Origin of the sequence: Clostridium collagenovorans DSM 3089, assembly GCF_900130005.1 — a bacterium.
GTDB classification, from domain to species: Bacteria; Bacillota; Clostridia; order Clostridiales; family Clostridiaceae; genus Clostridium_D; species Clostridium_D collagenovorans.
The window spans coordinates 1-12,696 of sequence record NZ_FQXP01000009.1 but is presented as its reverse complement, the minus strand read 5'-3'; the positions used below and the strand labels follow the sequence as shown (position 1 = coordinate 12,696).

Below are 12,696 nucleotides of genomic sequence, written 5' to 3'. Positions count from 1 at the left end.
TTAAGATGGATATTAAAAGAACATTAAATAAATAGGGGGAGCTATATGATTGATATTAATTGGAAAAGGTTTGAACTTAAGAATCCAAAAGCAACAGAATCTTTTGAAAATATGTGTTATTTTTTATTTTGTCGAAGATATGGAATAACTGAGGGGATACGTACTGATTTTAACCAAGTTGGATTAGAAACAGAACCTATTAAGAATTCAATGGGGAAATATTGTGGATTTCAGTCAAAGTTTTTTGAAAAAGGTATTGATTATAATCAAATTGAGCATTCAATAGATAAGTCTTTAGATGCTTATGAAAATCTTGATTATGTAATTATTTATTTAAATCAAGAAGCTAGAACATCGTGTAAATCTGCGGTAAGGATAGAAGAGAAGTGTAAGAAAAAGGGGGTTACTATTGAATGGTTTTTACCAAATAACTTTAAAATAGCATTGAATCAACCTAATAATTTAGATCTAGCTCAATTTTATTTTGGAGAAATGGATATACTAGGATTTATTTCAGATTCTAAAAGTATTAGAATGAGTACAGTTTTACAATCAAGGGAATATATTGAATTAAAAGTTAATTCTTTAGAAAAAACTCAATTAGTAACAGAATGTGCTAATGAAATTATAAAGTCTAATAAAAAAATATATCTTTTATCAGGGGCAGCTGGAACTGGAAAAAGCATATGTATGTGTAAACTATTACATATTTATGGTGGAATAGATGAAGACACAAAGGAGAATCAGATAAAAAAGATTGAAAGCATTGGGGCCATACCCATTTTTATAAATTTAAATAATATAGCATTAGAAAATTTAGAGAATATTGTATTAGAGTATAGAAAGAAAGTTTCTAATGGAATTAGTAATAACAAATATATATATTTGTTTGATGGGTTAGATGAAGTGCCAAGGGTAATGATAACTTCTACTTTATTATTTCTTGAGGAGTTATTAGGAAGTGATGCTACAAATAAGGTAATTATATCTTCAAGAATATCAAGCTATAATAAGTATATTCTAAGATCAAATATTAAAAATATAATTGAATATAAAATAATGAATATTGGTGTTGAGGAAATTCACTATTATTTTAAAAACAAATTTAATGAAGAAAAGATTAAGAAACTTTCAAAACTAGAATGTGAAAATCCTAAGTTTATAAGAAATGTAAAAGATGTTCTTACAGTATCTTTATTATGGAGTCATATTGATAAAATAAATAGCACAACGTCATTAATAAATTTTATAAAATATAGTATAAATGAAATTATTGGAGGGGTTTATCACAAAAAGTATTTAGAAACACTAAATTTACCATATCCTAAGGAAGATGCAGTTATTGAATTAAATAAAAAAATATCTTTTTCTTTATTTGAAAAAGATACTGTAAGTGTAAGTTATTCTGAATTGTATAATATAGTAGAGAAGTATTTTCCAAAATGTGATTATGATTCATTAAATAATATTGTTGGATATATAATAGATAGTTTTTTTGATGTTAATTCTTCTAATGATTCTTATAGCTATACTTATCAACATAAGAGATTTATGGAGTATTTTGTTATATTAGAACTAGAATCTATATTTAGTAATGATTTAAATTATCTACGAACTCATAATATTGTCGTAAATAATGAGCTATTTGAAAAAATGTTAGTTCCATATCTTAAAAATAAGGCACAAGAGAAAAAAGATTTGTCACTTGCATTTATGATTGGATTAATTAATGTTTATTTAGGTAATGATAGAGCGTGGGGAGTAGATAATTCATTCTATTTTTGGTCAGATTGGATTACCTATGCAATTGCATCTCAAGTAGATGAAGTATTTGAAGATATAATAGAAGATGAATCTCTACCTTTTAATAGATTTTTTAGACATATACCTGAGGGCATATTAAAGCATTTATCTAGTACATCAATTAAATTAAGATATAACGATGAGTTACGATATTTTTTTAAAAGCTACTTATCCCTAATAAGTATGATGCATAAATTAAATAAACATAAATATTTAGTTAGTATGCTAGAAAATTATGATGAAATTATGAGTCTAGCAAGTGAAAAGAAATTCTATTATAATACTGGATCTGAAAGGGATAATAATTTAGTATGGAGGAATATAACATATATTGATATAGTAATAAAACAAAATGATTTCCATGAAAGAATGGAGACTATATTAAGTAAATCAAAAAAAGTTAATATTGATAACTTATTTAAAGGTTATATTGAGATAGACTTATTATATTTATCTTCACTATATTATAATGTTATTTTGTATAAAGCAGATAAATGCACAGAGATTATAAATAAAATGAATTTAAATCAATTGAGTGTATTTGCCATAGCTTTAGCTAAACCAGAATGTATAAAGTTTTTATTTGTTAATAAAGTTTTAAGGCAAGTATTGGAGAAAAAATTACATGAAGAGATTAAAATAAAAACACTTAGTGGAGTAATAAATATTGTTTTGAAGAATATTTTAGGTATAAAAGTTTCTAAAAATGAATTTAAAATAGTTAGTGAATTTTTATGCAATACTAAGTTGTTAACATCATCAATATTTTGGAAGGAACATTGTGATACAGTGGCATTTATTCTATATTCATTTGATGAGAAAGATTTTTTGAGTAGTATAGAGATACCCATAAAAAAATATGTTGATACATATTCATTACTTATAGATATGATAAAAAATACTTGTTCTATTACGAAATTTGTGAAATTCTCTATAAACAATGTTGTGGTAAATAGTGAAGTAGCATATTACATTAAAATATTAATAGGCAAGGCTTTAGCTTTAACAGATAATTCAGATATTGATATTATAGGGGCTATAGCTTATATTAACAGAATACAAAAAGATGGCAGTGTTTTGATAATTTATCATATTATGAAATTATTAAATCCAATTAGGTATAGGCAACTAATATCTGCCTCAGATTTAAATAAGCTAGATACGAATTTAGTTTATAAAGATATTGATTATACAAGTACAAGTGAGTGTATGTTTATGTTATCTTTTATTTTATCAGAACATAATAGCAAACGCAGTTACGAGTTATTACTTAATGGAATAAGCAATGGTATTCTAAGAATGAATGATAGAAAAGACACTATTGGAGATTATAGATTAATAGATTCATTAGAAGTATTTTTAAAGAATAATTGGATATCTGATGATATTTTAAAAGGCTATTTAAAAAGAATACTAAATATAACTAATATTATGAATCAGAATAATATTGAAAATGATACGCATAGTATGGTAATGAAATTGTTAAATAAATACAACTTTGGTATGGCTGAATTTTACTACAAAACTATAGTATCAAAAAAAGAAGTTTATAATTTGATCCATTTAGATCATGTACTAGCTAGAATATATAGGGGAATAGATGTAAGTGAAGTAGAGCGTTGTTTAGAGAATTTAACAGCTGATTATGATAGATACCATGAAAAGATTGATAGTAGTTATTTTTATTATAAAATAAAAGCGTATTTAAGAATTTCAAACTCTGATTTATATACTGATTTAGATAGAAGTAGATACTTTAAGAAAGCATGTAAGGAAATTGATTCAATGGATTATGCTGGATGGGGAAGAGAACTTAATACAGAAGAGTATGAAATATATGATAAGCTATTCTTGAGATATGGAAATGAATCTAGTATAACAAAAAGGAAAGAAATAACAGTGCAACCTAAAGGAGAGAAGAAAGAGTTAGTAGATGTATTGAGTATTTTAAAGCAAATAAAGACAAGGGAAGCTTTAGATGAATTCTTTACTCAATTAAAATCAAATTATAGCATTGATACTTTTGAAGTGAATGAGTTGCTTATTGATAAATGTTTTGAAATTTATGGGGATATAGAAATGATCTTTAATTTATTTGAAAAATCATATTATCCAGGAAACATGATTTCTTTTAATAGCCATAATTTTTGGATGACAGTTGTAGTAGCTCTTAGAAATATTAAATCTAAAAATGATATGATTGAATTTTTAATTAATAGTGGAGGAGGTCATGATGGTTTTTCTGAATTAATAAAAATATATGGATTTATAGGCGATAAATATAATTGCATTAAAGCATTTGATTCATTGATCAGATGTATAGAGTTTTTGTTATGTTAAAGTTTTTTTGAAAAAAATTAAGTAATAATTTGAAATGGTGCAACTCCTTGATTATATTATGAAAAATAATTAATTAAGGAGTTGATTTTTATGTATGGAAAATTCAAAAAATGTGATTACTGTGGGCATAGGGAGAGGGTTTATGAGCAACACTGTTTTATGTTAGGGATGGATACAGCAAGATTGGTATGTGGTGAAGGTTGTGAATGTGAATATATAATGTTTAAAGATAATTTATTAGATGTAACAGATTATATGTTTGATAAATTAGAAAAAGAGTACAAATTTAATAATTGTAGTGGGTGTAAAATTAGAAATAGGAGCATAAATTCAAAAAAATACTTTTATAAAATGCTAAAAGTAGTAGAAAATCAGGAATTAAGGACAGATCAAAAGTTGGAAGAGGCATATGGTATAGAAAATGAATACTTTGATGAATTTGGAGGTTTTTAAATAAATATTTGAGAATGTAAAATATCTTTAGATATAGTTTAACTATATCTAAAGGTATTTTTTTATTTTATAAAGGTATTTAATTATTATTTAGTGAAACTTATTTTGAAAAATTAAACAGAACAACTCTTATAAAAAGGGATTATTATAGATTATAAATAGGAATTAACAATTATTTAGCAGTGTTAGCTTTGATAGCAGCACCTATGGTGTTTGATACTGCAATCCGTTGTAGCTATATTTATTTATAAATATAGCTACGCTTGCAAAGGTAAGTATACGGGCTTATTACTAACCAGATGAATTTTAGTACATAGCAAATCGTCTCAGTTTTACTGAGACGATTTGCAGCAGGACTGTAAATCCTTATCCCGTAAGGGATAAGCGAAACGATTTACTTGAAAATTTGATGAAACAAAATAATAAGTAAAAATTTTGGTTAAGTTTCTATAAAAATCTTATACAATAATTTGATAATAGGTAAGAAGTATGTATACTGTCTTAAAATTATTAAAGGAGATGGTATATATGAGAAAAAATATTGATAAATATGATTGGCAATTAGATGAAAAAACACAAAATATTTATAATAATTTATGTGTTCAAGTAGAAAAGATATTTAGACATTGTAATCAAGGATCTTACAAAACACGTGAAAGGTATGAGGATGGAGTTAAAAACTTTGCAAAATTTATAGCTGATGTATTTAAAAAGCAGAATTTAAATAATATAAAACCTAAACATTTATATGCATATGTAGAATTTATGCAAGATGTTGGATACTCTACATCATATGTAACTACAAATCTTTCAGCAATACGTTTTTTCTATGATCAAGTTGGAAATGATAGCAGTAAATTACCCAACAATAATAAATTAGGTGTAATTAGTAGAAGTAAGGAAGAAAGAATAGGTGATAATAAGGCGTGGTCACCCATGGAGATAGAAGCATTTGATAGATATGCAAGTGATGTAGGACAAGAGAGATATGGGGATATGGTAAGACTAAGTAGTCAATTGGGACTTAGGTTACATGAGGTATGTAGATTAGATAAGAATCATTTAAGACAAGCATTGCAAGAAGGAAGGATATCTATTAAAGGTAAGGGAGGACTTGTACGAGATGTACCTGTAAATGATAAAACTTTAATTCAAAAGTTATATAATAATACAAAAAGAGGAGATAAAGTTTTTATAAGAGAAGGTGAGCAAACACATAAGGTTATAAAGAATATACAAATGTTTATCTATAACAACCAAGATAAGTTTGCATTGGATAGAGATAAACAATTAACATTCCATGGATTACGCCATTTTTATTGTCAAAACAGATATAAGGAACTTATTAGAGGGGGATTAACAGACTTGCAAGCTAGAAAAATTGTAAGTAGAGAGTTAGGTCATTATAGAATAAGCATTACAGAAATATATTTAAACTAGATATTTATTAAAAATATATGGTTAAAAGTTGAAAGTATGATATGTACTATATATAATGCATTAAACTTTTAGATTAAAGGAGAGATGTGTTATGGAGAAAGAATTTATAAAATTTAGCAAGGATTTTATGTATGTTATAGATGATAATGGAGATAGAGTAGAGAGGTACCATCTTTGGTTGCTAAAGCATTTAATAGGCACAGATATGTTGTGGAAACTAATGAGTTACAGATGCAATGTGTAAATTGTAAGAATTGGATTACAATAATGAAAATTATAGATGATAAATTTGTAGATACACATGATGAAGGTGTTGTAGATAAGATATTTACCAGAGACAGACAAGGATTTTATTTTGCTAATAGATGTTCGAAATGTAAAGAGAAGTTATCAGTTACTAAGGAAAATAATCCAGTTAATTTACTTGAAAAGAATAGTAAATATAGTTTCTATTTAAAGCCTAGCAATAAGGAGTATATAGATTTTAAAGCAGCTGCTTTAGGGATAGATATTGCAGAAACATTAAATAGAATTATAGAAAAAGATAAGACACCAGAAAATATTAAAAAGTTAAAAGATGAATTTGCTAAAAGAGTAGATAAGAAGTTTAAATTGTAAACATTGCGCTAACAACGCTTAAAGCATCCTGTAAAGGGTGCTTTTTTGCGGTATTATCCAGTTTAAGGGGAGGTGAGACTGTATGGCAGAGGCCGAAATAAAATATTATGATGTTGATGATTTAACAAAAGAAAATAGTTACTATGCACAGCTTATATTTAGGATTTTAAGAAAAGATGGAAATAAAATTACTAAATTTAATAAGGACAATCATTTAATTTTAAAGATAGTACAAGATTTATATAATTTATTAAAAGATAGTGATGAAATTGAATTAGAGCGTGCAAAAATAGAATTAAGCATAAAAATTGCTGCTAGGAATGAAAGATATGAGGTTTTTACAATAGAAAAGTTTATTAAAGATGATACAGGAGATTTTTATGCTGGAGATTAGTACTGATGCAAGTTCTAAAAATGAAAAACCCTATTGCTTAATAGGTTTTGTGGTTTTAGAAGATAATTCAATTATTAAAAAAGATGTTGAAGAAGTTGATTTATCTAAAGAAGTTATAGAAAAAAGAATAAATGAAACGATATACTTAGAGTTACGTTCCGTAGTGTTTGCACTAGAATATTTAGCAAATAACAATAGTAATGAAGAAGAAATCAAAATTTATAATGATAATACCACTGTTATTTATATACTAAATAGACTCTTTAGAAATAAAAGAAAAATAACTAAAATAGAACAAATTTTAAAAGCAGAATTGAAAAATGCAAAAGATATGATAAGTAGGATTGGAACAGTAAAATTCAAGTATATCAATAGCAAAGATAATAAGGCGCATAAAACATTAGAGAATTACAGAAAAGCATGTGAAGTATATACAAAATTTATATTGTTACGAAAATGGGAAGAAGATATTAAAGACTTAAAGATAGAAAATATTAATGAAGAAGAGTTTATAGTAACAACTATAAAAGGTAATAAGTTTAGAGTAAACCTAGAAAATAATATGTGTACATGCAAGTATTTTTATTACAATAGAGAAACTTGCAAGCATATTATTGCCTGTAAAAGATATAAATAAAATCATAGCCATTAGCATTTAAAGCTAGTGGCTAAAAAAATATAAAAAAATATCACCTGAAAATTTGATTTTAGATTTTATATCCGTATATTGTCTGAAAATTGAATTTGGAGGTGATGTAGGATATGTATGATACATTTACTTTTAACAGAGTTAAGACGAGGGTGACAAGAGATAATTTAGAAAATGGATGTTATATATCTAATAGCAGTCAAGTATTAGATAGCATTGAAATAGATGAAGATTACATGGAGCAAATGTTTGATCCTATTTTAGAAGTGTTTTATAACCTTTTACAAAAGGAAGGGAAATTACAATAGAAGAAAGGAAGTAGATAAAATGAAAATGAGAGTTGTAGCATATGCAAGATATAGTTCTGATAACCAAAGGGAAGAGAGCATAGATGCACAGTTAAGAGCAATAAGGGATTATGCGAAGCAAAATAATATGATAATTGTAAAAACTTATGTAGATAGAGCAATGAGTGGTACAAAAGATAATAGACCAGAGTTCATGCAAATGATTATGGATAGTAGAAAAAAGATATTTGATGCAGTCATTGTTCATAAATTAAATAGATTTAGCAGGAATAAGTATGATGCTGCAAAATATAAACATAAATTGCAAAGGAATAATGTTAAACTATTAAGTGTATTAGAAAAGTTAGATGATAGCCCAGAAAGTGGCATAATGGAATCTTTGCTAATTGGGATGGCTGAGTATGAATCAAAAAACCTGGCTAGAGAGGTAATGAAGGGTTCTTTAGAAAATGCGAGAACAGCTAGACATAATGGGGGATTACCTCCCCTTGGATATACTGTTGATTCAAGAACTCAGCTATATATAATAAATGAAGAAACTGCTCCAATTATAAGATTTATATATGATTCTTATATAAACGGAAAAGGATATAATGATATTATTAATGAATTAAATAAAAGGGGTTTAAAAACGTCCAAAGGAAATAATTTTACTGTATCTACAATAAAAGATATCTTGAAGAATGAAAAATACATTGGAACTTATACTTACAATAAAGCAGAAGCAAAGAATGTTGATGGAAAAAGAAATTCTCATAAGTCTAAAAAGGAAGATCAAATAATTAAAATAGATGGTGGAATGCCAGCTATTATTAATAAAAAAGATTTTGAAGAAGTTAAAAGAATTATGGAGAGGAATAAAAAAATTCATAATACTTATAATGCTAAGGAAATTTACTTACTTTCTGGGTTGATAGAATGTGGAGAATGTGGCGCTAAAATGAATGGAAATATATCTTATTACAAAAGTAATGGAGATAAGTTAAGGTATATAATGTATCGTTGTACTTCCAAATCAGGTCAGAGTAAAGATCATATTAAAAGCATAAAAAGAGATATAATAGAAGAATATATTTTAACTGAGATGGAGAAAGTTATTTTTAGTGATAATGTCATAAATTATTTAGTAAAAGAGTTAAGTAAGTTTTCAAATGCCAAAGGAAAGCAAATGCAAGATGAATTAAAATTTACTAAAAACAAGTTATCTAAAATAGAAAAAGACATAGAAAATATTTTGTTAGCAGTTGCAGAAGGAAATAGACATGCTAGCTTAATGGACAGGCTATCTAAATTAGAGGAAGAAAAAGAAAGTTTAATTATACAAATGGAAGAGACTAAATTAAGTTATCCAGAAACAGAACCAATAACAGCTTCTTATTTGAAGAAAGTATTTAAGGAGCATAAAAAGATATTAGAGCAAAGGGATAAGGAACTTATAAAGAAATTTATATCATTGTATGTAGAGAAAGTTATGGTGTTTGAAGACTACATAGATGTAGTCTTTAAATTATCACCATTTTTGGTTCAACGAGGTCACGGTGAACCGCACCATAAGTAAATGAGGTTTTTTATATTATCTATAGATTTAAAGTAATCAAAGGTTGAAGCTAGAAGAAATCTCATAGGTTTTTACTAATTTTGTATGTCATTAGAATTAATTTTGCTACCGTTAAATAGTTGAAGGTAGATTAGATAACATATAAAATAAATGTAAGCATTCGTATTAGTTAAGTCAAGATTTTGTGTTAAGTTTCCTCAGTAAAAGTTATATCAAACAAGTGTAGTACTATATTATAAATTTTTATCAATACTCCTTTTTAATTGCCATAGAAAGTAATAATCATTTTCTCTTAGTGTTTCTTTCCATGGAGCCTTACTAAAAATTTGACGTCCTACAGTTATTGATGCGCTAGTACCAATGCCTAGTGATTTCATAATATCAGTCATATTATTAGGAATTAGCCCTGTATAAAGCCCTGCTGAAATAACAGTTCCCAAAAGTGTAATTTCATAAAATGTCTTTTTAAAAAAGCCATTTCTAATATTCTTTAATTTTTCATCTAATTCATAAAATGCTGGGAATAAAATATCATCATATATATCACGTAACTCTACAGGTGAATTTGTTTTACATTGTTGAGAAATAGATTTATTTAAAGCAACTCTATATTTATTAAATGACTCACCTTCGACCTCTCTTAAATGAAGCGCTTTCTCGATGGTGATATCTGCTACGAATGGCATATCGTATTTAGGCATGGCATTATAATAATCTAATCCATGATTAGGTCTGTTTTTTTGATTGGTTAATTCCATAAACATACCATCTGAAATTTTATTAGTAATGAACTTAGCATTATTATTCCTACAATATGACGCATAATAACATGAAGAAACAAACTCTTCCTCAACAAAATTATCAACAAAATCATTAATTAAATTTTTATCTGTAATTAATGATCCAGCTTTTCTTATAGACTTCGGCAATTTAATTATATCTTTTGGGGGTATGGTAAATATTTGTCCATGTTCCGGGAAAAATTCATCTATATTCTCAACTTTAAATGTTGCGAAATTATTATATTTATCATAAGAATCAATATACAATTTTACTTTAGTTAGTATTGATTTTTTTATTGGTTCAATATCAATAAAATTTTCTGAGCCTAATAGTTGCTTTTGAAAACAATTTTTACAGTATAAATTTTTAGGTGGAGCTATATGAACAATTCCTGATTCAATTAATTTTGAATATGTATTTAAAATTGCTATATCACATTGTAAATCATAGCGAAAGTAAAAATAACTTTCATAATCTGAATTAATTTCTTCTATATCAAATTCATAATGTGGGTTAGTAATAAAATTCAATTGAATATATACATCTTCAGCATATAAACTTGAGAAGATGGCAAATCTAGTAGCTCTTTTAATCTTACAGCTTAATTCAGAACATCCTCCGGTACCAGATAATTCATTATTAGGTAGGAAAGTAAATGGATTATACGTTTTTATTATGTAATCTTGTTCAATTAATTTTTTAAAATGTTCTATTATTATAATTAATTCTTCTGTTGTGCTATTCCAAATGTACTTGTTAAGATATTCTTCATTATCTAGATTTACTTCTTTTAAATATTCTACTATTCTACTCATTATATCCTCCATTCATGAAATATTATTCATAGTTACTATATTATACCACAAGATATTCCAGTAATCTACGTTGTTTATTACAAGTTTTTATATATTAATTTATTTCAAATAATATCAATATTTTTAAAAGGTTAAAAGATAGAAAATGCAACAATTCTTATAATATGGTTGAGGAAGGATTACCCAAAGGAACTAAATATAGCAGATTTAACAATGTAGATGTTTTTAGTGTTCTAAGTTATATTGAGAAGTCTTCTTTGTTTACATTCTTTTAATGATGGAAAAAATAGTTTGTAAATATGATTTGAGTACTTTCTTAGAGGCTTTATAAAAGGATTAGAAGATAGAGTAGCTTGTATTGAAAATATAGTGAAAAAACTATAATTAGGAGATAAATAAAACCCCACTTATTACCGATACGGAGAAACTTATCATAAAGAAGATTAATATTATTATTTTTATGATAAATTAAGTTCAACATTGATAGAAGAAGTAAATAAAGTATATGATGAAAATGGAGAAGAGATGGCTGAAAAAGTATTTATTTACCATATAGAAATGAAATATTGCATGGTAGAGATTTAAATTATGATAATATATTTGTGTCTAGTAAGTGTATCGTAGTACTTTTTGCAATTTATGATTGGATGACTAATAAAAAAAGCGAAGATTCTAGAAAAGAAAGATTTGTTGAAGCACAAAACTCAGTAAACTTTAAAGAAATAATAACAAAACTTAATAAAAATCAAGAAGATAAAAAATAATTAATTCATGGAAACCAAGAATGGTAACTATTGGCATGACTATGCCTGAGAGCGGTAAATATGAAGAATATAATGACTATGAATATATTCAAAAGGTGCTTAAAATTTTTGAGTATTGGGATAATAAGAATTATGGACAACTTTCTAAGATATTAGATAAAATGTTTAATTATGAAAAGTCACATGGGTTAAGATCTAAACTATGTAGAGAGCTATTTCAAAACAAAGAACTAATATCATATAGATTAATAGAAGTAGAAGATCGTACAATTTCATTAAGAAGAGTATTGGTAGAGCAAAATGGGAGAGTAATAATAAAATATTTGTTGAAAATTTAGAATTTGGAGTAGTTTATCAAGGTGAAAGAGATAAACCATTGTTACCGAATGAAAAAGGCGGAGAATGGATAATAGTACCTTGGAAAGTATAAGGATTATATAAAATTTAATTATGAAAAATGATTAAAATGTGGATTCTGTTAAGCTGATATGAAAAAATAGCTTAATATTTCGTAGAATTAATCGCACCTTGAAAATTATATAAGTTTGGATAATTTATTGCGTAGCAAATAGACCTACAATAAAATGGATTTTTGTAGGCTAATCAAAGATATTAAATTAATATTATGCTGCAACAAACCAAGAGTATTTATTTAAATCACTAACTGTAAGACCAGATACCTCCGCAGGAGTACAATTATTCAAGGAACCATGAGGTCTTATAAAGTTGTAGTGAAATATAAAAACTGAAATTAAGTTATTAGCTTTTTCA

The 12,696-nt window shown here is 26.2% G+C and carries 12 protein-coding genes and 1 pseudogene; 11 read left to right on the top strand and 2 right to left on the bottom strand.

Features of this window, described 5'->3' with window-relative positions:
• Positions 1-45 precede the first annotated feature (45 nt).
• The 9 genes from BUA48_RS11335 (at position 46) to BUA48_RS11300 (ending at position 9,563) form a co-directional block, all read left to right on the top strand.
• Positions 46-4,143, top strand: coding sequence for an NACHT domain-containing protein (locus tag BUA48_RS11335; protein ID WP_072832180.1), 4,098 nt, complete (start codon positions 46-48; stop codon positions 4,141-4,143).
• A gap of 90 nt (positions 4,144-4,233) precedes the next feature.
• Positions 4,234-4,596 (top strand): hypothetical protein, encoded by a 363-nt coding sequence (locus BUA48_RS11330; protein ID WP_072832179.1) that lies wholly within the window; start codon positions 4,234-4,236, stop codon positions 4,594-4,596.
• 528 nt (positions 4,597-5,124) lie between these two features.
• Positions 5,125-6,036, top strand: coding sequence for a tyrosine-type recombinase/integrase (locus BUA48_RS11325; protein ID WP_072832178.1), 912 nt, complete (start codon positions 5,125-5,127; stop codon positions 6,034-6,036).
• A gap of 91 nt (positions 6,037-6,127) precedes the next feature.
• On the top strand, positions 6,128-6,280 hold the full coding sequence (locus BUA48_RS15630) for a hypothetical protein (protein ID WP_178138980.1): 153 nt from the start codon (positions 6,128-6,130) through the stop codon (positions 6,278-6,280).
• A 23-nt stretch (positions 6,281-6,303) separates the two neighbouring features.
• On the top strand, positions 6,304-6,654 hold the full coding sequence (locus tag BUA48_RS11320; RefSeq protein ID WP_143147715.1) for a hypothetical protein: 351 nt from the start codon (positions 6,304-6,306) through the stop codon (positions 6,652-6,654).
• Positions 6,655-6,736: 82 nt separating this feature from the next.
• Positions 6,737-7,048: a hypothetical protein gene (locus BUA48_RS11315; RefSeq protein ID WP_072832176.1), complete on the top strand. Its 312-nt coding sequence runs from the start codon at positions 6,737-6,739 to the stop codon at positions 7,046-7,048.
• The gene (locus tag BUA48_RS11310) at positions 7,035-7,685 is read left to right on the top strand and encodes an SWIM zinc finger family protein (protein ID WP_072832175.1); all 651 of its coding nucleotides are present in this window, start codon (positions 7,035-7,037) and stop codon (positions 7,683-7,685) included. The genes BUA48_RS11315 and BUA48_RS11310 overlap by 14 nt, the downstream gene beginning before the upstream one ends.
• A 125-nt stretch (positions 7,686-7,810) precedes the next feature.
• Complete coding sequence (locus tag BUA48_RS11305; protein WP_072832174.1) at positions 7,811-8,005, top strand: hypothetical protein; 195 nt, start codon at positions 7,811-7,813, stop codon at positions 8,003-8,005.
• Positions 8,006-8,024: 19 nt separating this feature from the next.
• On the top strand, positions 8,025-9,563 hold the full coding sequence (locus BUA48_RS11300) for a recombinase family protein (protein ID WP_072832173.1): 1,539 nt from the start codon (positions 8,025-8,027) through the stop codon (positions 9,561-9,563).
• 233 nt (positions 9,564-9,796) lie between these two features.
• On the opposite strand, the gene BUA48_RS11295 is transcribed toward BUA48_RS11300, so the two are convergent.
• The gene (locus tag BUA48_RS11295) at positions 9,797-11,161 is read right to left on the bottom strand and encodes a hypothetical protein (protein ID WP_072832172.1); all 1,365 of its coding nucleotides are present in this window, start codon (positions 11,159-11,161) and stop codon (positions 9,797-9,799) included.
• A gap of 602 nt (positions 11,162-11,763) precedes the next feature.
• On the opposite strand from BUA48_RS11295, the gene BUA48_RS15625 reads away from it, so the two are divergent.
• Both BUA48_RS15625 and BUA48_RS11285 read left to right on the top strand, forming a co-directional pair.
• Positions 11,764-11,925 (top strand): hypothetical protein, encoded by a 162-nt coding sequence (locus BUA48_RS15625; protein ID WP_178138979.1) that lies wholly within the window; start codon positions 11,764-11,766, stop codon positions 11,923-11,925.
• A 20-nt stretch (positions 11,926-11,945) separates the two neighbouring features.
• Complete coding sequence (locus tag BUA48_RS11285; RefSeq protein WP_072832170.1) at positions 11,946-12,263, top strand: hypothetical protein; 318 nt, start codon at positions 11,946-11,948, stop codon at positions 12,261-12,263.
• A gap of 285 nt (positions 12,264-12,548) precedes the next feature.
• Here BUA48_RS11285 and BUA48_RS15395 read toward each other — a convergent pair.
• Positions 12,549-12,696, bottom strand: a pseudogene (locus BUA48_RS15395) (integrase core domain-containing protein); the annotation flags it as partial.